We start from the raw sequence: 25009 nt of genomic DNA, 5'->3' as shown, positions 1-25009 counted from the left end.
GCTACATCCTTGGCATCTGGCCAAAGCACATCTTTCCATAACAAGAGTCCAGCCCCTTGAATCTGCTGCAACACATCGCCCAGTCACGTCACCTGTTACGCAAGTCGGAGCTCAAGGTCGCCGACCACGTGCTGCTTGACCCTGCGGCAGTGATGCACAGTTCCATGGCCGACCTGGCCCACAGCGTCGGCATCAGCGAGCCGACCATCGTGCGCTTCTGTCGCGCCATCGGTTGCTCCGGTTTTCAGGACCTGAAACTCAAACTCGCGCAAAGCCTTGCGGCCGGTGCCAGTTTCGGTCAGTTCGCGATCCATGAAGACGACTCCGTCGCCGACTACAGCCTGAAGATTTTCGACACCACGTTGCACACGCTGATGGAGGTTCGCGAGAAGCTCGATCCGCTGGAATTGCAGCGAGCGGTGACGCTGATGTCCCAGGCGCAGCGGGTCGAATTCTATGGTTTTGGTGCGTCAGGCGCGGTGGCGGCGGATGCGCAGCACAAGTTCTTCCGTCTGCTGCTGACTGCGGCGGCGTATTCCGACCCTCACATGCAGGCGATGTCGGCGGTGACGCTGAAGCCGACCGACGTGGCGATCTGCATTTCCCAGTCCGGCCGTTCCAAGGACCTGCTGATCACCGCCAACCTCGTGCGCGAGAGCGGTGCATCGCTGATCACCTTGTGCCCGAGCCAGACGCCGCTGGCCGAGCTGTCGACCGTCAACCTGGCAATCGATGTTCATGAAGACACCGAAATCTATACGCCGCTGACCTCGCGTATCGCCCACCTGGTGGTGATCGACGTGTTGGCGATGGGCGTGGCCATGGCGCGCGGGCCGAGCCTGGTCAACCACCTCAAGAGCGTCAAACGCAGTCTGCGCAGCTTGCGGCTGTCGCCAAAATCGGTGAAAGCGCTGGATGACTGATGGTCATGGGGTGAAGGTAATCTTCATCTGCCTGTAACCCCGACGCAGCCAAACCGTCATCCCTCGCGCCTATCGTGAAACTCCCGTAATCGCCTTGGGAGACTCGAAATGGCTCAGCCTTACGAAGAACGCAACAGCGCCGCGAAAACCCGTCGTCAGCAGGAAGACCAGCGCCGCATGGAATTTCGCCGCGCTATCGAAGATCGCTTCGAACTCCGTCAGCTTCAGGCCGAAATCGGCGATTTTCCCGAGGACATCAATCACTGGCAGGCAGCGCCTTCAGCTTCCCGTCGAAGCGCTCAACCAGCGCGCTGATCTGCACCCGTTCGCTGCGGATAAACGCCAGGAAGGCGTGGGCCACCGGTGACAACCGTTTGGCTTTGGCTTGCACCAGGCACCAGCTGCGCAACAGCGGCAACTCTTCGACCGGCAGCTCCACCAGGCCGCCGGTCGCCAGCTCCAGGTTCAGGGCGTGGCGCGTCAACAGTGCCAGGCCCAGACCCGCCAATACGCACTCACGCTGAGCTTCCGCCGACGCCACTTCCTGGGTCTGGGTGAAGTGCACGCGCTTCTCCTTGAAGTACTCCTCGCAAGCCAGTCGCGTTCCCGAGCCGGGTTCGCGAATCAGCAGAGTGTAGGGCTCCAGATCCTGCAAACGCAGCGGCCCCATGTGTGCCAGCGGATGGTCCGGTCGCGCGGCCGCCACGATCGGGTTATTGAGGAAGGGGAGGAATTCCAGGCCCATGTCCTGCGGCACCATCGACATGATCACCAGGTCGTCGCGGTTGTCGGAGAGCCGGCGAATCACCTGGCCGCGGTTGACCACCGTCAGTTGCAGGTTCACTTCCGGATGCTGGCGCTTGAAGGCTGCAAACAAGTGCGGCACGAAGTATTTGGCGCTGGATTCCACCGCCAGTTTCAACTGGCCCTGTAGCGAGCCCTGCATGTCCGACAGCTGCATGTCGAGGTTTTCCAGGCGGCCGAAGATGTCGCGGCTGGCGCGCTGGAGTGCTTCTGCCGCCTCGGTCATGTAGAGTTTTTTGCCGACGTAATCGAACAGCGGCTGCCCGATCAGCTCTTCGAGCTGACGAATCTGTAGGCTGACGGCCGGTTGTGTGAGAGACATTTCCTCGGCTGCGCGGCTGTAGGAGCGCAAATCACACACTTCGTTGAAGATCTGCAATTGACGCAATGTCATACGCATCAAGGACTTACGCATTTTCTACAGGCTCTGGCCGCTGGCTGGTGCAATGACTATAAGTCTTTACTTATGCCTGACCCAATTTTTATTCATTTTTGTTAATCCCTTGTGAGCGCTAGTGTGAAGGCGCGACCAGATTGAAACATTTGGTCACGCGTCGACCTGGGTCTAGCAGGTCGTGGGTACCACCGGCTCAAGGGAACCTCCAAGTGATAACAAAGATCCTGATCGCCAACCGTGGTGAGATTGCCGTACGAATCGTGCGTGCCTGCGCCGAGATGGGCATTCGCTCGGTTGCGATTTTTTCCGACGCCGACCGGCATGCCTTGCATGTGAAGCGTGCGGACGAGGCCCACAGCATTGGTGCCGAGCCGCTGGCCGGTTACCTGAACCCGCGCAAGCTGGTGAACCTGGCCGTGGAAACCGGCTGCGATGCGTTGCACCCCGGCTACGGTTTCCTTTCGGAGAACGCCGAGCTGGCAGACATCTGCGCCGAACGCGGTATCAAATTCATCGGCCCGTCGGCGGAAGTCATCCGCCGCATGGGCGACAAGACCGAAGCACGCCGCAGCATGATCAAGGCTGGCGTACCGGTGACGCCGGGCACCGAAGGCAACGTCTCGGGCATTGAAGAGGCGCTGACCGAAGGTGATCGCATTGGTTACCCGGTGATGCTCAAGGCCACCTCCGGTGGTGGCGGTCGCGGTATCCGTCGCTGCAACAGCCGCGAAGAACTCGAACAGAATTTCCCCCGGGTCATTTCCGAAGCCACCAAGGCCTTCGGTTCGGCAGAAGTGTTCCTGGAAAAATGCATCGTCAATCCGAAACACATCGAAGCGCAGATCCTCGGTGACAGCTTCGGCAACGTGGTGCACCTGTTCGAGCGCGACTGCTCGATTCAGCGCCGCAACCAGAAGCTGATCGAAATCGCCCCGAGCCCGCAACTGACCCCGGAACAGCGCGCCTACATCGGCGACCTGTCGGTGCGCGCGGCCAAGGCCGTGGGTTACGAGAACGCCGGCACCGTGGAGTTCCTGCTCGCCGAGGGCGAGGTGTACTTCATGGAGATGAACACCCGGGTGCAGGTGGAACACACCATCACCGAAGAAATCACCGGGATCGACATCGTTCGCGAACAGATCCGCATCGCCTCCGGCCTGCCGCTGTCGGTGAAACAGGAAGACATCCAGCATCGCGGTTTTGCCCTGCAATTCCGGATCAACGCTGAAGATCCGAAGAACAACTTCCTGCCGAGCTTCGGCAAGATCACTCGCTACTACGCCCCCGGCGGCCCGGGCGTTCGCACCGACACGGCGATCTACACCGGCTACACCATTCCGCCGTTCTACGACTCGATGTGCCTGAAACTGGTTGTGTGGGCACTGACCTGGGAAGAGGCGATGGACCGTGGTCTGCGCGCCCTCGACGACATGCGTCTGCAAGGCGTGAAGACCACCGCCGCGTACTACCAGGAAATCCTGCGCAACCCGGAATTCCGTAGCGGCCAGTTCAATACCAGCTTCGTTGAAAGTCATCCTGAACTGACCAACTACTCGATCAAGCGCAAACCCGAAGAGCTGGCCCTGGCCATCGCCGCCGCCATCGCCGCCCACGCAGGCCTGTGAGGAATAGAACAATGACTAAAAAGATTTTCGTAACCGACACCATCCTGCGCGACGCCCATCAATCGCTGCTCGCCACCCGCATGCGCACCGAAGACATGCTGCCGATCTGCGACAAGCTGGACAAGGTCGGCTACTGGTCGCTGGAAGTCTGGGGCGGCGCGACCTTCGACGCCTGCGTACGATTCCTGAAAGAAGACCCGTGGGAGCGCCTGCGCCAACTGCGCGCCGCGCTGCCCAACACCCGTCTGCAAATGCTCCTGCGCGGCCAGAACCTGCTGGGCTATCGCCATTACAGCGATGACGTGGTCAAGGCGTTCGTCGCCAAGGCCGCAGTCAACGGTATCGACGTGTTCCGCATCTTCGACGCGATGAACGACGTGCGTAACCTGCGCGTGGCCATCGAAGCGGTGAAGGCTGCCGGCAAACACGCCCAGGGCACCATCGCCTACACCACCAGCCCGGTGCACACCATCGACGCGTTCGTCGCCCAGGCCAAGCAAATGGAAGCCATGGGTTGCGACTCGGTGGCGATCAAGGACATGGCCGGTTTGCTGACCCCGTACGCCACCGGTGAACTGGTCAAAGCCCTCAAGGCCGAGCAATCGCTGCCGGTGTTCATCCACTCCCACGACACCGCCGGTCTGGCCGCGATGTGCCAGTTGAAGGCCATCGAAAACGGTGCCGACCACATCGACACCGCGATCTCCAGCTTCGCCTGGGGCACCAGCCACCCGGGTACCGAATCGATGGTCGCAGCCCTCAAGGGCAGTGAGTTCGACACCGGTCTGAACCTGGAACTGCTGCAGGAAATCGGCCTGTACTTCTACGCCGTGCGCAAGAAGTACCACCAGTTCGAAAGCGAATTCACCGCCGTCGACACCCGTGTTCAAGTCAACCAGGTACCGGGCGGGATGATTTCCAACCTGGCCAACCAGTTGAAAGAGCAGGGCGCGCTGAACCGCATGAACGAAGTGCTGGCAGAGATCCCGCGCGTGCGCGAAGACCTCGGCTTCCCGCCGCTGGTGACCCCGACTTCGCAGATCGTCGGCACCCAGGCGTTCTTCAACGTGCTGGCCGGTGAGCGTTACAAGACCATCACCAACGAGGTGAAGCTCTACCTGCAAGGCGGCTACGGCAAGGCGCCGGGCACCGTGAACGAGAAGCTGCGTCGTCAGGCCATCGGCAGCGAAGAAGTGATCGATGTACGTCCGGCCGATCTGCTCAAGCCGGAAATGACCAAGCTGCGTGCCGATATCGGCGCACTGGCCAAGTCCGAAGAAGACGTGCTGACCTTCGCCATGTTCCCGGACATCGGCCGCAAATTCCTCGAAGAGCGTGCCGCCGGCACCCTCACCCCGGAAGTGCTGCTGCCGATCCCGGAAGCAGGCAAGGTGGCTTCGGCCGGCGGCGAAGGCGTGCCAACCGAGTTCGTCATCGACGTCCACGGCGAAACCTACCGCGTGGACATCACCGGTGTCGGCGTCAAGGCCGAAGGCAAGCGTCACTTCTACCTGTCCATCGACGGCATGCCGGAAGAAGTGGTGTTCGAGCCGCTCAACGAATTCGTCGGTGGCGGCAGCAGCAAGCGCAAGCAGGCCTCGGCACCAGGCCACGTCAGCACCACCATGCCGGGCAACATCGTCGATGTGCTGGTCAAGGAAGGCGACACCGTCAAGGCGGGCCAGGCTGTGCTGATCACCGAAGCGATGAAGATGGAAACCGAAGTCCAGGCCGCGATTGCCGGCAAGGTCACTGCCATTCATGTTGCCAAGGGCGACCGGGTGAACCCGGGTGAAATCCTGATCGAGATCGAAGGCTGAGATAACAGCCTCGATACAACGCTTTAAACCTCGGGGGGGCATGTGCTCCCCTTTTTTTTGCCTTTCAGGCACTGCCGCAGTGAGCGGCAGCGCCCGACCGGGGCTCAGAACGCCATTCGCCACTGGCCCGATACGCCATGGTTGTGACTGTCGGTGCCGATTTCTCCGGTCAGACCGACACCCAATGTGTGGCTGTTAGTGATCGCCAGGTCCAGCCCGGTGTCGAGCTGCAGACTGTTGCGATCCAGCTCGGCGCCGTAAACGGTGTAGTCATGGCCGCCGGTGGCCAGCCGTTGGCGGGTGCTGGTGTAGGTTTCGCCGTAAACGTGTTTCCACCCCGTGCTGAATCGTGGCGTGAGGCGCATGCCGTTATCCAGCGTGCTGACTTTCGCCATGCGCAGGCCGACAGTGGTGTTGAAGTTGCCTTGGGATTGGGCGTGAACCTTGAGCGCCGCAGCCCCACCTTTCTCGGTGTAGCCGTCACGCTGGTAGCGTTGGTAGCCGAGGCCGGCAAACGGCTCGATGCTGACGTTGGCCCGGCCCAGGTTGTATCCCGACTCGATGAACGCTTGCTGGGTGCTGGCGTGGTAGCTGCCCTTGAGCCGGTCATGGAAGCGACCGAACGCGACTTCGCGACGGGTGCTGCCTTCATGGCTGCTCCAGATTGCACCGAGCCGAAGTGACGACGGACCGGTCTGGCGCAAGGCATAAGCGCCCAGGTGCCAACTGTCGAGATCGCCGTCCAGCTCTTTGCTGTCGATGCGCGTGTCGGAGGTGCCGCCCATCAATCCCAGGCGCCATGCTTCATCGAGGCGCCAGTCCGCACCGAGTAGCAGTCCCTTGGTGGCGTGCTGCATGGGTTCCTCATCGCGATCCAGCTTCCCGCCGTGTCCGAGGGCTTGCAGCCAGACCCTGCCGCTGTCGGCACTTCCGGCTGCATGGCGAGGTGCGTTTCCTTGGGTATCGTGGATGTTGTCGAGTGGGTGCATGGCCGACAGCAGGCTGGCGCTGACCGGCGTGACGCTGCTCAGGGTTGCCTTGGCGAGGTTGGCGTTGCTGCCGCCAGCGAGTTGATCGTAGGCGAGGGCGGCTGTGGCCTCGTCGGTAGCTTGCAGGGCTGCGATGGCTGCATTGCCTGGAGGTGGAGGGGAATCCGATGACGGTGGCTGGTCAACCACTTGGGTTTGTTGAGTTGCGGGCGTTTCGGCCAGAACCGGTTCCGATGAGGGCGCTGGTTTTTCGATGCTTTTTTCGAGCGCGCTGCCGCTCTCTGTTGTGGCGACTTTCTTGGGTTGAATGTCATCGGATGTACGAGCGGGTACTGCCGGAACCTCAGTGCTGACGGGGTTTGTTTCGGGTGTCGGAACGATCCTTTCTTCACGCGGTATTTCTTCGGCGAGACTGAGTGGAGCAGGTATTTCCTTCTTCTTGCGCGGCTTTTTGACCTTCACCTCGATATCGACGTGCGCGTCGGGTTCTGATTGCTCCGCCAGTGAAAATTCTACGCAACCGATAGCCAGCGCAACCGCCAGGACAAGATGTTGGAGCTTGTATTTGCATTGAATGGGCATTCAGTTTGGCCTCATGAAGGATGAGGCCAAACTGTAAAAGTCGAGGCCGGTACACCGATGCCGGGCGATTCCGAGCCGGGCGCAGGGGATGACGTCTGCTTTTGTAGCCCGGTCGGTGGCGAGTGATGAGCCTGCCCTTGTTTACCCGATCGACCAGATGCCTTTGCCTACAACCCCCGCTGAAGTATCGATTGGCGAAACCTCAGAAACTCATCTGCCACTGCCCGATCAGCCCGTGATTGCGACTGTTGCTACCAATCTCGCCGCTGTAACCAAACCCCAGCGTATGCCGCGCCGAAACGCCCAGATCCAGTCCCGCTTCGAGGACCAGGCTGTCACGATCCAGCGAGCTGCCATCGACGCTGAACGCGGTGCCACCGACGACGAACGCCTGACGGGTCGAGCTGCTGACATCGCCATACGTGTGTTTCCAGCCTGCCGCCATGCGCGGGGTCAGGCTCATACCGTTTTCGAGCGAGTTCAGGTGCGCCAGGCGCAGGCCGACGGTGCTGCTGAAGTTGTCCTGGGTCTGACTGTCGACTTGTAACGCCGCCGCGCCACCCTTTTCCTGATAGCGGTCGCGGTGATAGCGCTGGTAGCCGAGGCTGGCGAACGGTTCGGCGCTGAGCCGCCCGCTGCCCATGGCGTAGCCGAGTTCGGCGAAGGCTTGCTGGCTGTTGGCGTCGTAATCGCCTTTGGGGCGGTCGCTGAAACCGTTGAACGCGACCGTGCGTTTGCTCTCGCCCTGATGACCGCTGTAGGCCGCGCCCAGACGCAAGGCTATCGGGCCGTTTTGATGCTGGGCATAGACCCCGGCGTGCCAGCTTTCGACATTGCCATCGACGCCGGTGGCGTCCAGATCGGTCTTCGAATAACCACCGAGCACGCCCAGTCGCCATTGCGGATTCAGCGCCCAGTCGGCACCGAGTACGCTGCCCTTGGTACGTTGTTCTAGACTGCCATTGCCATGTTCGCCATCGAGCTTGCCGTAGCCGCCGATGGCTTGCAGCCAGAGCCGGCCCTGAGCATTGGGATCATTCAGGTTTCGGGCTGCGGCCGGTACGCCGTTGGCGGCGAGGATCGGTGTGTCGCGCTGATCGAGGCCGACCATCAAGCCGGGACTGCCGCCCATCTGTTGCATCGCCGAGAGCATGCTGCTGCCGACCTGGCTGCTGGCGCCGAGGGTGGCGCTGGTCAGGTTGGCGTTGCTGGCGCCGGCCAGTTGCTCGATGGCTGCGCCTGCACTGCTTTGAGTGGTGTTGAGCAAGGCGTTGTACAGCGCATTGTTCTTGCCCATCGAGGCCAGGCTGTTGGCCGCGTTGCTGCCGTTACCGGTGGCGGCGAATTCATTGAACGCCACGTCGTTGCGGGTGTAGGTCAGGTCGACCTGAGTCGGCGTGTAGGCGAGGGTTGGCGTGAGGAACGCGTAGTCGCTGGTGACCGCGCCAAACGTACCGTTGACCCGCGCAGCCTGCAGCACCGTGTAATGGCTCTGCCACGGATACGTGCCGCTGCCGGGATTGACTGCCAGCGTCGCGCCATTGAGGTTGGCCGTGCCGCCGACCTGGACCGGCGCGCTGCTGCCATCGGCGTTGACGCCGTAGGCGAGGGTGGATGCGCTGCCCATGTTCAAGTCGTGCACGACGGTTGCAGTGCCAAAGCGGGTGTCAGTGCGCAACGTGCCATTCAGGTTGAGGTTGCCCACAGAACCACCGCCGGCATACACACCGCCGGCGTCAACGGTCAGGTTGCCGGCGATGTCGCCCTGGTTGATCAGGGTGGCGCCGTTGCGCACGGCACCGCCGTCGCTGAAATCGCCGCTGCCGGTGAGGGTCCAGGCGCCTTGTTTGACCTCCAGCCATTCGAAATTGCGGCTGGCACCGAAGCTGCCGCCCGCCGCGTCGTCCATCACTACCCGGTCGTAACCGGTGCCGCCATCGACCACGCCGACAAAACGACTGCCGTTGCGCAAGGTCAGGCTGTCGTTGCCACCGCCCAGGTCCAGCGCCAAGCCGTTGCTGCCGGTGATCGTGCCGCCGTTGATCACGTTGTCGGCGAACTCACCGACGAACTTCACGCCGAAACCGTCGAGCCCTTGAATGGTGCCGTAGTTTTCCAGCGTGGTGGCCGCCAGTCCCGAACCGCCGCTGCCGTCGTCCACCAGAATGGCGCTGTTGGCACCGCTGATCAGGGCACTCTTGGCGTTGAGAATGTAACCGCCGCCCAGCGCGATGCCTTCACTGCCGTTGGCGAAACCGCCCTTGTCCACACCGCCGGCGCCAACGCCTTGAATGGTGCCGTAGTTTTCGATGTGGGCGATCTTGTCGATGTCCACGCCGTCACCGTCGCCGTTGGGCTGCAACCCGGAATACGCACCAGTGATGGTGCCGTGGTTGATCACCGTGCCGTCGCCGTCGGAACCGAAACCGGAACCATTGCGCCCGGTGATCTGCCCGTAGTTGACCAGCGTCGCCCCGAGGTCGGTGGTGATGCCATGTCGGCCGCCGGAAATCACGCCGTAGTTGGTCACGCTGACACCGGTCGCGGTGTCGATATCGATGCCGTCGAACTTCTGGTCGGCGTTGTGCGAGTCACCGGTCGAGATCTCGCCATAGTTGCTGATGGTCGCGTTGGCGCCGGTCTTCATGCCGTCGCTGGCGTCGCCGCGAATCAGCCCGCCTGCGCGGTTGATGATGGTGGTTTTCACCCCGTTGCTGCGCAACGCATCCAGATCCAGGCCCTGGCCGGTGGTCGAGCGAATGGTGCCGCTGTTGTCGATCAACAGGCTGCCGCTGACGAAGTTGCTGTCGATGCGAATCGCGTCATTGGAACCGAGAATCTGTCCGCCGCTGCGGTTGTAGATCGCGTAGTTGCGCGCCTGGGTCAAATCGCCGCTGCTATCAATCGCCCGGCCACCGCTGGAAATGATCTTGCCGGCGTTATCGATGATCACGCCGACACCGCTGGTGCCATCCTTGAGACTCACGGCCTTGCCGCTGTTGGTAATGCTGCCCGGCGCCGAAATCGTCAGGGTGTCGTTGCCGCCCAATGTCTGCGACGCGGTGGTGGCGGTGTCGATTTGCACGGTCTTGCCGTGGGCGGCGCCGGTGGCGATCAACAGGGCGGTGGCAAGCGACAGGCGCTGAGGCGGGAGCGGCATGGGGAGAACGTCCTTTTAGTTATTAGCGAGGGCGTTCTGTATAGCGGAGGGGGTTTACAGAATGATGTCTGGGTTATGTGCATTCTTTTGCAGATATGTCTGCGGGTTGGATGCTTCATCTGCAATTCGTTGCAGATGAAGCAATAACAGACAGGAAACCCCTTCAACTGCCGCACTCGCCGTCGGGGGCTTCCTTCTTTGCGTTTACATACTCAGCCGCGGCACTCAACCAACCCTTTCACCTGCCCACCCGCCATCTGATTCTCATCACTCAACCAGCGCTCGAACCCGGTCGCAATCGCCGGCCATTCCGAGTCCAGGATCGAGTACCACGCGGTATCGCGGTTCTGGCCTTTCACAACCATGTGCTGGCGGAACACGCCTTCGAAGCTGAAACCCAACCGCTCGGCCGCGTATTTGGAGCGGGCGTTGCCGTTGTTGCATTTCCATTCGAGGCGACGGTAGCCGAGGGCGAAGGATTCCTTGGCCAGCAGGTAGACCGCCTCGGTGCTTTTCGGCGAGCGCTGCATCGGCGCGCCGAAGGTGACGTGGCCGATTTCGATGCGGCCCTGGGCCGGGACGATCGACATCAGGCTGAGGATGCCTTGCACCTGGCCGCTGGCGCGGTCGATGACGCTGAAGAAGTACGGGTCGCTGTGGGCAGCATGGTTGTTCAGCCAGTCATTGAAAGCGCTGCGCTCCGGAAACGGGCCGTAGGGCAAATAGTCCCAGAGTTTCGGGTCGGCGCCCGGGCCTTGCAGGGCGTTGAACAGGTCGTCGCCATGGCGCGCCGGGTCGAGTTTTTCCAGGCGGATGAAGCGGCCTTCGATCAGGGTGGTGGAGGGCGGCGGCACGCCTTTCCAGTCGGCGAGAGAAATCGTCATGCGCGTGGCTCCTTAAATGGCTTTGCGAAACTGGATGAAACCCGGACGCTCGGCGATGCGTTCGTAGAGCTGGATCGCGGTGGCGTTGGTTTCGTGGGTCAGCCAGTGCACCTTGCAGCAACCGTCGGCCTTGGCGGTGGCGTAGACGTGTTCGATCAGCAGACGACCGACGCCGGTGCCACGGGTTTGCGGCTCCACCAGCAGGTCTTGCAGGTAGCAGGAGTTTTCGATGCTCCAGTTCGAACGATGGTAGATGAAATGCACCATGCCCACCGCTTTGCCGTCGGCCCAGGCGAGGGCGGCGTGGGTCGGTTCGTTCGGGTCGAGAAAACGCTGCCAGGTGCTTTGGCTGACGGCGTCCGGCAATTCAGTGTTGTAGAAGCGCAGGTAGGCCTGCCACAGCGGCAGCCAGGCCGCGTGATCGGCGGCGCTGACCGGGCGAATGTCGATCTGACTCATGGTGATTTCCTTAACGCATCAAGTGAGCGAGGGTTTGATCGTTGATGTCGGGGCTGGCGGCCAGGCCTTCGCGCACGCCGGCGATGTCTTCGGGGCTGCGGTTCTGGCTGAGCTTGCGCTTGCCTTCGAGACGGTCGATCGGAATGGCAAACCCGACGATGGCCTTGAGCATGCCGTCGATGTAATCGGCCGGTGCATCGTCGACCGACCAGGGCTGGGCGCGGCCGGCCTCATGGCGATTGGTGAGGGTGCTGACAATGTCCAGCAGACGACCGCCATCGCTGAAGGTTTCGGCGTGACCATAGGCGTGCACGGCGACGTAGTTCCAGGTCGGCACGACTTTGCCGTGCTCGGCCTTGCTCGGATAAAAGCCCGGGCTGACATAGGCATCGGCACCGGGAAAAATCAGCATGGCCTCGGCGCCGTCGCGCAGGTCTTTCCACTGTGGATTGGCCTTGGCCAGATGCCCGTACAGCGTGCCGTTCGGGCCTTGTTCACGATGCAGCAGCACTGGCACATGGCTGGCCTGCAAGCCCTGTTCGCCGTGAGTCACCAGAATGGCGAGGCGGGTGGCGAGGATCAGTTCGTGCAGTTGGGACAAGTCGTCGATGGCAAAGGCGCGGGGCGTGTACATGGAGAAATTTTCCTTGGCGAATGCCTGCATCGTAGGCAGGCTATTGGTCTGTTGTAAGAGCCATTGATGACCAATTTCATAGGTCCATTGCCATGCCCGATTCGACCACGCTGTCGCTGCCGTTCAACCCTGCCGGCATCGAACTCGATCGCCGCAAAGGCCTGAGCCGTCAGCTCTATCAGGCCTTGCGCCTGCGGGTGCTCGACGGACGCCTGGCCAGCGGCACACGCCTGCCGGCCAGTCGCGATCTGGCGGCGGCATTGACGATTTCCCGCAACAGCGTGGTGCGTGCTTACGATCAGTTGTATGCCGAAGGCTTTATCGAAGGGCGGGTCGGGGACGGTACTTATGTGGCGCAGTTGCCCCAATCGACGACACCGACGAAAAAATTATCCACAAAAGTATCCACAGGGTTTTCAACAGGCTTACCCACAGCCTTATCCACAAAATCGGTCGATTTCACTGGGGATTTATCCAGCAAAGTTATCCACAGCGGTGCGATGCAGCGGCTTGAACAGAACCATTTGCCTACGCCGCCGAGTGGTCCGCCACGGGCTTTCAGGGTGGGTGTTCCGGCGTTCGATCTGTTCCCGTTCGACGTCTGGGCCAAGCTGAATGCGGCGTTCTGGCGTAAACCCGATTTGCAGCAACTGTGTTACGGCGACCCGGCGGGCGATGCGCGGCTGCGCGGACTGATCGCTGCCTATTTGCGCAGTTCGCGGGGCATGCAGTGCTCCGCTGAACAAATTGTGATCACCAGTGGCGCACAGCAGGGAATCAGCCTTTGTGCACAGTTGCTGGTGGAGCCGGACGCCGGGGTGGGCATCGAGAATCCCGGCTACCGCGCAGCGGGGCATGCCTTCGCGCTGGCCGGCGGTCGATTGCACGGCATTGCGGTGGATGAGGAGGGCATCGATTGCGCAGCGCTGTCTGCCGCCGAAGATTGCCGGGTGGCTTATGTCACGCCGTCTCATCAATACCCGACAGGGGTGGTGATGAGCCTGGCGCGACGCCTGGAATTGCTGGCCTGGGCCGAGCGCACCGGGGGCTGGATCGTCGAGGACGATTACGACGGCGAATATCGCTACACCGGCGCGCCATTGGCTCCGTTGGCTGCGCTCGATCGCCAGGGTCGCGTCTTGTACGTCGGCACCTTCGGCAAAGTCGCGTTCCCGGCGCTGCGCCTGGGTTATCTGGTGTTGCCGCCGGGATTGGTGGAGGCGTTTGCGCAACGTCGCGCAGTGGATGTCCGGCATTCCGAGGTGAGCACCCAGGCGGTGATGGCCGAGTTCATGGCGGCCGGGCACTTTCAGCGGCACATCCGGCGGATGCGCCGGGCTGCACTCAGCCGGCGCAATGCGCTCATCAATGGTTGGCCCCAGGGTTTGGCGGGTGTCGGCGAACTGCCGGCCGTGTCCGCCGGACTGCATTTGACGGTGGCGGTCGACAGCGTGGCCCGCGAACAGCAACTGATCGAACAGGCCGCCAGCGTCGAGGTGGAAATCCACGGCTTGAGCAAATACTGGCTGCCGGACTCGACGACGCCGATCGATCAGCGCGCCGGTCTGGTGCTCGGTTTTGCGGCGGTGCCGGAGCCGGCGATCGAGTCGGCTCTGGCCCGCTTGCGCGAAGTCTGGCGCAGTTAATCATCTTTCGGTCGAGCGTCCGCCTGTGGTTTGAGGAACAGGTCGCGCACCTGCGGATCGACGATACGCCGTAGCGCATTGTCGACGGCGTCGAAGGTGTCCAGTGTCTGGCGAATTTCAGATGGGCAATGGTGTACAGCTCATCCGCATCCCCGAGCTGGTCGTAATGAAAGTGCGCGACCCATAGCGGTTTGTTTGCGTTGGCCTTGTCGAGAATCCGGTACTCCTGAAAGTAGTCCCCGCGATGCCGGGTGCGAATGCGTCCGCGTGGGTCCTTGATCACGTTGACCTGCCCGTTGTCGTGCAGCCAGTGGAAATAGGTTTCCCGAGGTTTGCGTTGTTTGAGCATGGTTGCGTAGGTCGCAATGCCGTCGGCGTGGGTGCGGGTTGCGCCTTCGCGCAGGCTTGGGATGAGGGAGGCGATGGGCCAAGGATCCTTCCTGGCATTTTTTCTTCGGGTGATCGCGCTGTCGACATCGATGGCCATCTGTTTGAGGCGGTCGACTTGCTGTTCGAACATGTCGCGGATGTCAGCGGGAATGCGCCCCGAACGCCTGGCATCCTCGCGGGTTTTGCTGTTGAAGCTGTCGATGTTCGCTTCGAGCGCCATTGCCGCTGAAATGAGGTCCTCGTCATCGGCGGGCGCCTTCGGTTCGGGCCTTTGAGCGGTGAGTTTGACGAACGTTGTCTCGGCCTCCGACTCGCCGCTCTGGGCCATGGAGGTCTGTTCACTTGTTTCGGGGCGAGGACGGCTTTTGGTGACCTTCACCTTGGGCTGCGACGTTGAAGGCTGCGGCCGGGACTTGACGGGTGCGGGTCGTTCTTCCGGTTCGGGCAATTCTGTGGTCAGGCGTTCGCGAGCCACTGCATGAAACTCGCCGATCAGCTCGCGAACCCTGTCGAGCCTGGTCTGGACGAACTGGCCGGGATGGGCCGCAGGCAATTGCTCCACGCGTTCGGTGAGGCTGGCGAAGAGGTCGTTCCACTGCGATAAACGTTCGATCCGCGCCGGCTGTCCATCCGCGATCACCGCGGTTTTACTCAGCAGGATCAGCTCATGACTGGCATCGGCAGCCGTGGCCGTGATGATCCCGATCGCGGCGCGGGCGGCGTCCATGGCGGCTCCCGGCGTCTCCTCCACACAGCGCTCGTAGGACATGCCGATTTCATTGGCCTTGAGATCGAGTGTGTTGAAGTCTGGCAGCAGCAATTCCAGCCTCGTGGCCACCTCTCTGGCCTTGGCTGAATGGCTGTTCAATATCTGGAGCGAGCGATCCAGGGTCTGTAGGGTGCCAATCATTTCGTCGCTCAACGCGGTGGCGACGGTGGCGATTTCGATCTGTTGCTTGCGTGGTACCAGTGTGTGTTGGTTCGCGCTGTCGACAAAGATCTGTGTGGTCTTGGCGTACATCCGCATTTTCACCCGCAGCCACGAGCCGAAACAGCGGTGCTGACCCAGGGTCAGGCTCATCAGTCTGGCCTGGTGTACCGAGCCACCGCCACCCGCCAGACGCCAGTTTTCGAGTTGGTCCAGCGCCTGGGTGTACTCATTGCCCAGCTTCGTGGCCCTGCCCAGATAGACGGATGCGGAGTGCTCGAAGCCGGCTTCGCTGGTGTCCCGTGGAAGGGCCACCAGCGCTCGCAGCAGTTGTGTTTTCGCCTCGGTTTCGCGGGCTTCAAATCGCTCCAGCTCAGACCAGGCAGCCTCCATTGACTGCTTTTTGGAGCGGCGGAACGCCTCGATCCGGCTTTTCGGCATGCCGCCGCGCAGGCGCAGTTTCGGGTCCCAGTGCCATTGCTCGGCAGTTTCATCGTATGTCAGCGCCATGCCGATACGCAGTGGATCGGCCGGATCGACGATGTGCACCGGCTCGTCTGCCCGGGCGATCACCTGGAACCAGCGCGTGCCGACCCGGGCGCAGGTCTTGCCGTCGAGGGTGTACAGGTGAGTGACCGGTGAGGCTCGTTTCCCGCTCAAGTCAGGTGCGGAGATCTTGAAGCGGTCGAGCATCGCGATGAAGCGTGCGCTGGAGTCGGGTCGCAGCAGTGTCCCCTGTTCGAGTTGAGTGAGATGCCCGGCAGGCACCTCGCCAGTGATGGCAACCGGGTCGAGCGTGACTGACGGTGTGACTTCTGGTGCGGACTCCTCTTTCTCCGGCGACAGTCGGGCCGTTTCGCGGGATTCCTTCTGGTGTGGCAGCCACGAGCGGTTGCGTCGCGCCACGACGCGTTGGGTCAGGATGATGCCGAGCGTCAGCAGAACATCGGCGGTGGATTGCCAGGCCACGAGGGTGTCGTCGCGTTCATGGGCATCGATCGCCTGCTGGATCTGCGTGATGGTCTGCCAGACCCAGACGGCGGTACCCGCCGCGCCGCTCATGAAGTTCGCAGCAACGCTGAACATCGCCCAGCCGCTGTCCGCCAGAAGTGCCCAGCGTCGTTCGCTGTTGGACTGCGACTGGCGGTTTGCAAGATCGACCAGTGCCTGGCTGTTGGCGGTGTACAGCGAGGCAAGGATGTCGCCGCCGAGGGGGGTGTCCGCCAGTTCGATCGGGCCGGTCAGGTCAAGGTGCATGAACGGTTCGGTGGCCAGTTGAGTGACGATCCACGGCGAGGGCAGGCCGACCGGGAAGGCGTACTGTGAGTACTCGAAACTCAGTGCTGCACTGCCCAGCCAGGCCAATACCGAATTGCGCAGTTCGCCATCCTGATACAGCGCGTACATCAGGTTTTGCAGAGAGGCGAACTGCATCAACGGGGTATCCAGCAGCGGCCGGTACAACAGGCAAGGACCCTGGGTATGGTCTCGCGGACAGATGATGAACATGTTGGCGACAACGTCCGAACGCCTGCTCAAGCGGCGGCGAGGGACGAATGCCAACGGACGGATCGTCACCGAGTGTTCGGCTGTTGGAAGTTTGCGGGTGATGGCATCCATCAATTGGCAGACGTAGTCATAACCTTGCTGATCGACGTCGCCCTGGTGCTGGAGCTTGCATTCCAGTGCAAGCATCGGCAGGAGTGTCGGCAGCTGGCGCATGTAGCGGGTCTTTTGCTCGCCCGCCCGGATCGGGTCATCGATCAGTGCGCGTTTGATCAGTTGCGGGTAATGACCGCCGATGTCGACTTTTTCGGCGATGGTGGTCAGAAAATCCACAGTCAGCCAGGCCGGTACGGCGTGGCCATCATCGAAGGCGACCGTGGCCAGATAGGGCGGGGCGTTTTGCAGGGCGAACTCACCCAGGGTCTCGGTTACCGGATCAAACGGGTTGGGCAGGGTGAAACCACCGGTTTCGAAGCTGTTGGTCACCGTGATTCGCAGGTGGTCCAAAGGTAGGTCGGTGGCATCCACGGCACTTTTGTCGGCGATGATTGCTTCGCGCATCCGGCGTTCGGCGTAGGGCTTGATCAGGGGAATGTCGTCATCCCTGAAAACACCCTTCTCGACGTCGTCACGCAAGGTGCCGAGCTCGGCAATGTAGCGACTGTAGTCCTGCAGATCATGGAGGGAGCCGGCTTGCAGCCAATCGGGAACGGCCTCTTCCAACTGGTCGAGCCGGGCTCGTTCGAGCGGATTGAAACGGCCGCGGCTCTGTCTTGCGGGGGAGGCATGGGCACTGATCGACTGGTTGGCGGGGTCCAGTGCCTCGATCGCGCCAAGCTGATTGCTGATCAGCGCCTGTGCAACGGCGTCGAAGATATGCCCTTCGGGTTCGATCAGGCGCCATTTCAGGGAGCGCTCGGACAGCTCGGGATCGAGTCGCTGTGGCAATGTTTCGCCCAGCGCGACCAGCGACTCGAAGGACTCATAGCCATCGGCAACGGTGTACATCAGGATCCGTTGCCGCTGTTTGACGGTGGTAGTCAGCACCAGTGCGCCTGCGATGAGCAGGTGCGTACTGTCCTTGTCGTCAACCAGGTCGATGTCCATCAGGCAGGCTTTCAGCCCGCTGAAATCGCTGTTCACTGTCGAGCGTTCTGCCCGCTCCGGATGCTGAGCGACAAATCGCGCCAGTGCGCACTCGTCGGCATCCCAGCCACTGGCCGTCTGCACATTCGCGGCCGAACACAACAGGTCGGACAGCTCTTGCCAGCGCGGCTGGGTGCCGGCGGACTCATTCCAGTAATCGAGTTGGCGCTGCTGGTATTCGAGGAACAGAAACGGTGCAAGGTCGTTCACCAGCGAGGTGACGTCGTCCATGCTCACCGGCAGAAGGATGGGCGGAGTGGCGTCGGGTGTGCGGGTCAGGAAGTGCTCGCCTTCGATGTAGTCGGCCGTAGTCTTGTGCAGACAGTGCTGGATAAAAGCATGGGTCAGGGACTCGAAGGCAAAGACCCCGGTCTTCTGTGTAGCGTCGATTTCGCTCACGGGGGTTGCGAGCATGGTGCGATCCGGATCGATGTGTTGGTCGGGATGGCTTTTGTTCAGCGCTTCGCGCAACAGCGCCGAGGCCACTTGATGCATCGAGTAGCCCTGGCCGATCAGTTCGACCAGCCGGCTCTGGTTCAACAAGGGTGGGGAAACACTGGGCGTAGTGGCTGCGGCAGATTCAGTCATGGTCATGTCCACGGAGGAAAAACCGGACACTAAAATCCCGGCCGCGGCACGCTGCGGTACATAGATCTCGCAGACAAAAAAAGACCCGCGGGTGCGGGTCTGGTGAGTTGTTACGCGTCAGGTGCCGGACTTGATCTTGGTCCACGCCCGGGTGCGTGCCCGTTCCGCATCACGCGGCAACGGTTGCAGGGTGTAGAGCGTATTCATCGCCGCATCCGTCGGGTACAGGTTGGGGTTGTTGCGGATTGCCGGATCGACATGTTCGGTGGCGTCCTTGTTCGGGTTCGGGTAACCGACAAAGTCGCTGACCGGCGCGATCACCTGCGGTTGCAGCAGGTAGTTGATGAAGGTGTAGGCGTCCTGCGAGTTTTTCGCGCCTTTCGGGATGGCGAGCATGTCGAACCAGATCGGCGCCCCTTCCTTCGGCAGGCGCATGTCGACCACCACGCCGTTCTTCGCCTCTTTGGCGCGGTTGGCGGCTTGCGAGAAGCTGCCCGAATAACCGACCGCGACGCAGATGTCACCGTTGGCGATATCGGCCATGTATTTGGACGAATGGAAGTAGGTCACGTACGGACGAATCTTCATCAGCAAGGCTTCGGCCTTGGCATAGTCCGCCGGGTTCTTGCTGTTGGGGTCCAGACCGAGGTGTTGCAGGGCCAGCGGCAGGATCTCCGATGGCGAGTCGAGCAGGGCGACGCCGCACTGCTTGAGCTTGCTGATGTTCTCTTCCTTGAAGATCAGGTCCCAGCTGTCCACCGGCGCGTTGTCACCCAGTGCAGCCTTGACCTTGGCCGGGTTGAAGCCGATCAGGATGGTGCCGTACATGTAAGGCACGGCGAACTTGTTGCCCGGGTCGTTGGCCTCGATCAGCTTCATCAGTTTCGGATCGAGGTGGTTCCAGTTCGGCAACTGGCTGCGATCCAGCGGCTGGAACACCCCGGCTTCGATCTGCTTGGCCAGGAACACGTTGGACGGCACCACCACGTCATAGCCGGAGTTGCCGGTCAGCAACTTGGCCTCCAGTGCTTCGTTGGTGTCGAAGATGTCGTAGACCAGTTTGGTCTGACTGTTCTGCGCCTTGAAATCTTCCAGTGCCTTGGGGGTGATGTAGTCGAACCAGTTGTAGACGCGCAAGGTGCGTTCTTCGGCGTGTGCGGCGCCGCTCAGCAGCGCTGCGCACAGCGCGGGCGCGATGAAGTGCTTGAGTCTGTTCATTGTTCGAAACCTTCGAGCACGTTCACCGCGTTGATGCCGATTTCTTCCACCGCGTAGCCACCCTCCATGACGAACAGGGTCGGTTTGCCGAGAGCGGCGATGCGCTTGCCCATGGCCAGGTAGTCCGGGCTGTCGAGTTTGAACTGCGAGATCGGGTCGTCCTTGAAGGTGTCGACGCCCAGCGACACGACGATGATGTCGGCGCCGTAGTTGTCGATCTCCTGGCAGGCCTGATCCAGCGCCGCACTCCAGACATCCCAGCCGGAACCCGCCGGCAGCGGATAGTTGAAGTTGAAGCCTTCGCCGGCCCCTTCGCCGCGTTCATCTTCATAACCGAGGAAGAACGGGAATTCCGCTTCCGGGTGGCCGTGGATCGAGGTGAACAGCACATCGCTGCGCTCGTAGAAAATCGATTGGGTGCCGTTGCCGTGGTGGTAGTCGACGTCGAGGATCGCGACTTTCTTGTGGCCCTGATCGAGGAATGCTTGCGCCGCGATGGCGGCGTTGTTGAGGTAGCAGTAGCCGCCCATCAAATCGCCGGCGGCGTGGTGTCCCGGCGGACGGCACAGGGCGAAGGCTCCGCGCGCACCGCGCTGGATTTCCGCTTGTGCGGTCAGCGCCACTTGCGCTGCGCTGTACGCGGCTTGCCAGGTGCCGGCGGTGATCGGCGCGCCGCCGTCGAAGCTGTAATAACCGAGCTGGCCGTGCAGGCTGGTCGGCTTGACCTGACGCAAGGTGCGCGCCGGCCAGGTGTAGGGCAGCAAGTCGCCGTCGGTGTTGAATTCGGTCCAGCGCGCCCAGGCGCCTTTGAAGAAGTCGAGGTAGTCGCGGCTGTGGATGCGCTCGATCGGCCCGAGGCCGAAATCCTTCGGTGCTTCGACCGGGCCGAGGTTTTGGTTTTTCACCCGTTGCAGCACGTGGTCGGCGCGCGACGGCATCTCGAAGCAAGGCTTGAGCTGGCCGTCGATCAATTCGCAGCGGCCATGGTGCAGGTGGTGATCGTCAGAGTAGATCGTCAGCATTTGTTGTTCTCCGCAGGGCTGATTCGGTTGACCCCAGTGTTGCGGCGCGGGGCGAATCGGAGAACGTCAGGAGCGGCCAAAAGGGGATCGATATGGCCAAAAGAACTGACCGAAATTCGCCCCTTGGACGGATAAGGCGCCCCAGGAAGAGGCGCCGTTCGGATTCAGAGGCGAGTCGCGGTTTTGCCAATGGCGGCTTGATGGCGATCAAGTACCTCAAGCCAATCCGGACGCTGTCGTTGTTCCAGCATCTTGCGCAATGCGCTGTAGGCATCGTCCGTACAGGGCTCACCCAGCGTTGGGTCGGCCCCTTTTTCCAGCATCAGCGTGAACAGCTCAAGGACCTGCTGGTGGTCGATCTCTCGATCCATGTCGCCTCTGGGGGCCTGGCTGGCGAGGAGGTACAGAACCGAATCCAGGCGGTCTCGTTCATGGCACCGTCCGGCAGGGTAGACAAGATTCAGTTGCGCACCGGCTTCAACCAGACGTTTTGCTGCCGAATAGTTGTTGCGGTAGATCGCTTCGTACAACGCGGTTCTCTGTTCTTTGCTTTGTCGGCGATCGAGGTTCTGCGGATGCTTGAGCAGCCAGTTGAACAGCTCGTCATCTTTACGCGATGTACGTTGCATCAGCAGGGTTTCACCCCGCGCATCGGGCTCGTCGATGGCGGCGCCGGCATTGAGCAGAAACTCGGTTCGCTGGCCCTGTTGCGGATCCTTGTCGGCTTTGAGGTCTTTGTTGAATGCTTGCATCACCAGCGGTTCGCTGCCGTTGATGCCGCTGGTTTCAGCCCCACGGTCGAGCAGCAGGCGGGCGATGGCGAAGTTTGGCGCATCCAGTGCGTGCAACAAGGCACTTCGGCCGTCCTCGCCCAGGGTTTTGGCCTGGAGGCCACTGTCGAGCAACTGCCGTACACGCGGCTCGTCCTGCTGGTCCACGGCCTCGATCAATGGCCATTGTGCCTGGCAGGCCTGAGGTTCGGCCCGGGCTAGTCCCAGCCTCTGAACCACGCGCTCCGGAACGCTCAGATTTCGCTGCAGGCGCAGACCGCAGTAAATCCGGTAGTACTCCTGCGCCAATGCGTATTGGGTCGTGTAGGCGGGTGCTTTTTCATAGCCTTTCCAGGCCTGATCCGCGAGGTTGAGATAGACCGGAATGCGTTGTGGTGCGCGACGTGCTACTTCCAGCAGCCATTGCCGGGAAGCTTCGTCTGGCGCCAGTTCACTTTTCCAGTAAGCAATGTCGTTGAGCTGGCCGGGGAAGTCTTTCTGATCGGCACCGATTCGGCGAAAGTCCTGGTTCAAAAACAGCTCATCGACCTTCTTCAGTCCAGGGCCTTTGTCGCTGGCCTTGCTCAGTTGCTGGTGCAGCTCCCACAGTTGCAGGGCGCCGTCGCCAGCCTGGTAGGGCTGTGGATCGACTTCGATACTCAGAGGGGCGTCGGGTACGCTGTAACGCATGGCGTCCCGGGCACCTTCGATGCCTTTGAGCCAGGTGTCGAGCACGGTTGCAGAGGTTTCCTGCAGCGGTTGGAACGACAGCAGGTGATCGTTGCGCACCCGTCCCAACGCCATCAATGGTTCACCGGGCGTGCGCCAGTCGATCAGCAGGTAGCGCTTGGTTTCCCAGCCACTGGTTTTGACACAGTCGAAACTCAGGGTATCGACCACGATACCCGGCGCGATGTCGGTGCGCATGGCCGACGAGCTCAGATTCATGTACTGAAACTCGGTGATGCAACTGTGAAACTCTTCGGCGGTGAGCAATGGGATCGGTCCCAGTTTGTGCACACGTTCGCGGTAGTTCTCATCGCTGTAAACGTTCAGGTAGAACAGACCGCGAAAGCTGCTGAGCAAGCCTGTCAGAGGTTTCGCAACTCCGGGCGTTTCAGCCGCGGCGGGGATCGGAATGATGGTTTTGCCATATTCGGGTGCGTCAACCACCGAGTGCGGCGGGAGCCCCCACCAGTTCAGTTCGATGGCCTGCGCGGCCAATGGCAGGTTGAACAGTGCAGCGAGCAAGGCAAGGCGTGAATAGCGACGGAAAAGAAGCATCAAGCAAAAACACCGGCAATGGGGGCGGGCCGCGTAATGTAGTGCAGTCAGTTGTGCGATGCCTGATTTATCTCAAGCGCGGAACTGACTCGGCGCCACACCGCTCCAGCGCACGAACGCATGGCGGAAGCTCGCGGTCTCGCTGAAGCCCAGGGTCTCGGCGATGCGGTAGATCGGTAGTTGATCTTCGCAAAGCATCTGCTTGGCCCGTTCGAAGCGCAGTTCGTCGAGCAGTTCCTGATAGCTGCAACCCATGTCTTTCAGATGCCGGCGCAAGGTGCGCGGCGAGCAGTTCATCTGTTGCGCCAGACCTTCCAGCCCCGGTGCGGCGTTGAGTTGTGCGGTCAGCAACTGGCGGATCCGCCCGAGCCACGCCTGCCTGCCGGTGAACTCGGTGTTCTGTTTGCGGCAACGTTCGGCCATGGCCTGGTGGGTGATGATGTCGGCCAGCGGCAGCGGCTGATCGAGCCAGCGCCGGTCGAAGGCAAAGGCGTTGTCCTTGGCACCAAAGTGCAGGGGCGCGTTGAAGTGTTCGGCGTAGCTGTCGCGGTAATCCGGCGCGGCGTGTTCGAAACGGGTGGCGAGTAGTGGCAGTGGATGGCCGAGCAGGTCATCGCAGATGACTTTCAGCGACACCAGACAGAACTCCGCGTTGAACACCGCCATCCCTGGGCTTTCGCGGTAATCGGCAGCGACGAACCAGATGCGTTCGCCGTCGTCCTCCAGGCTCAACTCGAAAAGTGTTCCCAGCAGCGCCGGATAACGGATCGCCAGGCGCAAAGCGTCACCGAAGGTGGCACAGGTCAGCAGCGCGTAACCGAGGATGCCGTAGCAGGAAACGTGCATGCGCCGGCCCAGTTCCAGGCCGATGTCGTGCTTGAGCGCAACCGCGTTGGCGCAGACCTGCATCTCCTGATTGGTGGTGATGCGGGTGTCGGCCCGGCTCAGGTCCGCCGCGCTGATGCCGCTGCCGGCGAGCAGCGCTTCACTGGACAAGCCTTCGGTCTTGAACGTGTTGAGGATCAACGAGACCGCATTGAGTGTGGTGAGGTGGGAGTGGAGCATAAGATCTTCCAGCCTTGGGATGCTGGAAACGGCAGCAAGTTGCATGCCGGGCTGTGGGAGCAGAGGGGCTCCCACAGCTTGTTGCGATCAGATGAGTTCGCCGCACAGGTCGAGTTCGACCAGACGCCGCACTTCGGCCGTTTCAAGGCCTGCCCCCAGCAAAGCATTCAACTTGCCGAACGCTGCCTCACGGGTCATGCCGCCACCGGACAACACGCCAACGCCACGCAAGCGGCTGCCCGCTTCGTAGATATCCAGTTCCACACCACCTTCATGGCACTGCGTGACCGCAACCACGACGACACCTTTATCCCGCGCACGGCCGAGGCTGGCGAGGAACTCTGGATTGTCGCTCGGCCCGGTGCCGCTGCCGTAGCACTCCAGCACCAGACCCTGAATGCCGCTGTCGAGCAGGCCGTCGATGATCCCGGAGCCGATGCCCGGGAACAGCGGCAACACGGCAACCCTGGCCAGTTGCTTGGGCTGGTTGTAGTTCAGCGCGGCTGGCAGCGAGGTGGCTTTCACGCCGCCGCCCTGACGTTCCAGACGTTTGAACGGATGACGGCCAAAGCTGCGCACTTTCGCGCAACGGGTCGGCGCCAGCAGCTCGCCGTGGAAATACAGATGCACACCCGGCGCCAGGCCGTGGCCGAGGGCGACCAGCGCGCCGCTGAGGTTTTCCCAGGCGTCGCTGTCGGTGACGCCGGCCGGCAGCATCGAACCGGTGAAGCACACGCGGGCATGCAGGCCGAGCAACTGGAAGCTCATGGCGGCGGCGCTGTAGGCCAGGGTGTCGGTGCCGTGCAGGATCAGCACGCTGTCGCAGCCTTGCACATCGACGGCGTCGACGACGGCTTCACGCAGTTGCTGCCAGTAGGTCGGGGTCATGTTGGCGCTGTCGATCAGCGGCGACATCTCGCGAAAGCGCCACTGCGGCACCACCAGCTCAGGCTGACTGTGCAGGTAATCGCGCATCCGCGCTTCGAAACCGGAAGCCGGGGCCAGGCCGTTCGCGCTGGCCTGCATGCCGATGGTGCCACCGGTGTACAGCACCATGACGTGCTGGGCGGCAGGGTAGGTCGAGGAATTCATGGGGAGTTCTCCTGAACGAAGACAGCATGCGGTCGAGCATGACGCCGACCGCCGCTTGTGTCACGCCGGGCGCAAGA

General features: G+C 61.7%; 16 protein-coding genes and 1 pseudogene. 5 read left to right on the top strand and 12 right to left on the bottom strand.

Annotated elements, in window-relative coordinates; genetic code table 11:
• Positions 1–56: 56 nt before the first annotated feature.
• Entirely contained in the window at positions 57–923 is an 867-nt protein-coding gene (gene hexR, locus AC07N4_RS17870) for a transcriptional regulator HexR (protein ID WP_007954250.1), read from the top strand.
• A 108-nt stretch (positions 924–1031) separates the two neighbouring features.
• Positions 1032–1238, top strand: coding sequence for a PA3496 family putative envelope integrity protein (locus AC07N4_RS17865; RefSeq protein ID WP_096817116.1), 207 nt, complete (start codon positions 1032–1034; stop codon positions 1236–1238).
• On the opposite strand, the gene AC07N4_RS17860 is transcribed toward AC07N4_RS17865, so the two are convergent.
• The gene (locus AC07N4_RS17860; RefSeq protein WP_096817118.1) at positions 1180–2142 is read right to left on the bottom strand and encodes a LysR family transcriptional regulator; all 963 of its coding nucleotides are present in this window, start codon (positions 2140–2142) and stop codon (positions 1180–1182) included. The genes AC07N4_RS17865 and AC07N4_RS17860 overlap by 59 nt on opposite strands.
• Positions 2143–2333: 191 nt before the next feature.
• Between AC07N4_RS17860 and AC07N4_RS17855 the strand changes: the two genes are divergently transcribed.
• Entirely contained in the window at positions 2334–3749 is a 1416-nt protein-coding gene (locus tag AC07N4_RS17855; RefSeq protein WP_096817120.1) for an acetyl-CoA carboxylase biotin carboxylase subunit, read from the top strand.
• 11 nt (positions 3750–3760) lie between these two features.
• Positions 3761–5569, top strand: coding sequence for a sodium-extruding oxaloacetate decarboxylase subunit alpha (gene oadA / locus AC07N4_RS17850; protein WP_096817122.1), 1809 nt, complete (start codon positions 3761–3763; stop codon positions 5567–5569).
• A 104-nt stretch (positions 5570–5673) separates the two neighbouring features.
• On the opposite strand, the gene AC07N4_RS17845 is transcribed toward oadA, so the two are convergent.
• The 5 genes from AC07N4_RS17845 to AC07N4_RS17825 all read right to left on the bottom strand — a co-directional run bounded on the left by AC07N4_RS17845 (position 5674) and on the right by AC07N4_RS17825 (position 12277).
• The gene (locus tag AC07N4_RS17845) at positions 5674–6747 is read right to left on the bottom strand and encodes an autotransporter outer membrane beta-barrel domain-containing protein (protein ID WP_493065589.1); all 1074 of its coding nucleotides are present in this window, start codon (positions 6745–6747) and stop codon (positions 5674–5676) included.
• A gap of 595 nt (positions 6748–7342) precedes the next feature.
• Entirely contained in the window at positions 7343–10300 is a 2958-nt protein-coding gene (locus AC07N4_RS17840) for an autotransporter outer membrane beta-barrel domain-containing protein (protein WP_493065590.1), read from the bottom strand.
• 212 nt (positions 10301–10512) lie between these two features.
• Positions 10513–11184, bottom strand: coding sequence for a GNAT family N-acetyltransferase (locus tag AC07N4_RS17835; protein WP_493065591.1), 672 nt, complete (start codon positions 11182–11184; stop codon positions 10513–10515).
• A 12-nt stretch (positions 11185–11196) separates the two neighbouring features.
• Positions 11197–11643: a GNAT family N-acetyltransferase gene (locus tag AC07N4_RS17830; RefSeq protein WP_011336633.1), complete on the bottom strand. Its 447-nt coding sequence runs from the start codon at positions 11641–11643 to the stop codon at positions 11197–11199.
• 10 nt (positions 11644–11653) lie between these two features.
• Entirely contained in the window at positions 11654–12277 is a 624-nt protein-coding gene (locus AC07N4_RS17825; protein ID WP_096817136.1) for an FMN-binding negative transcriptional regulator, read from the bottom strand.
• A 92-nt stretch (positions 12278–12369) separates the two neighbouring features.
• Here AC07N4_RS17825 and pdxR point away from each other — a divergent pair, with 92 nt between their 5' ends.
• Positions 12370–13923, top strand: a complete 1554-nt coding sequence (gene pdxR / locus AC07N4_RS17820) for a MocR-like pyridoxine biosynthesis transcription factor PdxR (RefSeq protein WP_493065592.1) — start codon at positions 12370–12372, stop codon at positions 13921–13923.
• 2770 nt (positions 13924–16693) lie between these two features.
• Here the strand turns inward: pdxR and AC07N4_RS17815 are convergent.
• The 6 genes and pseudogenes from AC07N4_RS17815 to AC07N4_RS17790 form a co-directional block, all read right to left on the bottom strand.
• Positions 16694–17308 (bottom strand): annotated as a pseudogene (locus AC07N4_RS17815) (dermonecrotic toxin domain-containing protein); the annotation flags it as partial.
• 1290 nt (positions 17309–18598) lie between these two features.
• Positions 18599–19699: a polyamine ABC transporter substrate-binding protein gene (locus tag AC07N4_RS17810; protein ID WP_493065593.1), complete on the bottom strand. Its 1101-nt coding sequence runs from the start codon at positions 19697–19699 to the stop codon at positions 18599–18601.
• The gene (locus AC07N4_RS17805) at positions 19696–20721 is read right to left on the bottom strand and encodes a histone deacetylase family protein (RefSeq protein ID WP_007954279.1); all 1026 of its coding nucleotides are present in this window, start codon (positions 20719–20721) and stop codon (positions 19696–19698) included. The genes AC07N4_RS17810 and AC07N4_RS17805 overlap by 4 nt, the downstream gene beginning before the upstream one ends.
• Before the next feature lie 164 nt (positions 20722–20885).
• Positions 20886–22775, bottom strand: a complete 1890-nt coding sequence (locus tag AC07N4_RS17800) for an ankyrin repeat domain-containing protein (RefSeq protein ID WP_493065594.1) — start codon at positions 22773–22775, stop codon at positions 20886–20888.
• 72 nt (positions 22776–22847) lie between these two features.
• A complete protein-coding gene (locus AC07N4_RS17795; RefSeq protein WP_102620657.1) occupies positions 22848–23840 on the bottom strand; it encodes an AraC family transcriptional regulator in 993 nt (330 codons plus the stop codon).
• Positions 23841–23927: 87 nt separating this feature from the next.
• Complete coding sequence (locus tag AC07N4_RS17790; RefSeq protein ID WP_493065595.1) at positions 23928–24932, bottom strand: asparaginase; 1005 nt, start codon at positions 24930–24932, stop codon at positions 23928–23930.
• Positions 24933–25009: the final 77 nt, after the last annotated feature.

It is taken from the genome of Pseudomonas sp. GW821-FHT09E04 (genome assembly GCF_059416185.1).
This window is presented reverse-complemented; position numbering and strand designations above follow the sequence as displayed.

Coding starts and splice junctions, on each gene's coding strand:
- AC07N4_RS17865 (WP_096817116.1), top strand. CDS start 1,032: ATGGCTCAGCCTTACGAAGAACGCAACAGCGCCGCGAAAACCCGTCGT.
- AC07N4_RS17860 (WP_096817118.1), bottom strand. CDS start 2,142: ATGCGTAAGTCCTTGATGCGTATGACATTGCGTCAATTGCAGATCTTC.
- oadA (WP_096817122.1), top strand. CDS start 3,761: ATGACTAAAAAGATTTTCGTAACCGACACCATCCTGCGCGACGCCCAT.
- AC07N4_RS17840 (WP_493065590.1), bottom strand. CDS start 10,300: ATGCCGCTCCCGCCTCAGCGCCTGTCGCTTGCCACCGCCCTGTTGATC.
- AC07N4_RS17835 (WP_493065591.1), bottom strand. CDS start 11,184: ATGACGATTTCTCTCGCCGACTGGAAAGGCGTGCCGCCGCCCTCCACC.
- AC07N4_RS17830 (WP_011336633.1), bottom strand. CDS start 11,643: ATGAGTCAGATCGACATTCGCCCGGTCAGCGCCGCCGATCACGCGGCC.
- AC07N4_RS17825 (WP_096817136.1), bottom strand. CDS start 12,277: ATGTACACGCCCCGCGCCTTTGCCATCGACGACTTGTCCCAACTGCAC.
- pdxR (WP_493065592.1), top strand. CDS start 12,370: ATGCCCGATTCGACCACGCTGTCGCTGCCGTTCAACCCTGCCGGCATC.
- AC07N4_RS17810 (WP_493065593.1), bottom strand. CDS start 19,699: ATGAACAGACTCAAGCACTTCATCGCGCCCGCGCTGTGCGCAGCGCTG.
- AC07N4_RS17805 (WP_007954279.1), bottom strand. CDS start 20,721: ATGCTGACGATCTACTCTGACGATCACCACCTGCACCATGGCCGCTGC.
- AC07N4_RS17800 (WP_493065594.1), bottom strand. CDS start 22,775: ATGCTTCTTTTCCGTCGCTATTCACGCCTTGCCTTGCTCGCTGCACTG.
- AC07N4_RS17795 (WP_102620657.1), bottom strand. CDS start 23,840: ATGCTCCACTCCCACCTCACCACACTCAATGCGGTCTCGTTGATCCTC.
- AC07N4_RS17790 (WP_493065595.1), bottom strand. CDS start 24,932: ATGAATTCCTCGACCTACCCTGCCGCCCAGCACGTCATGGTGCTGTAC.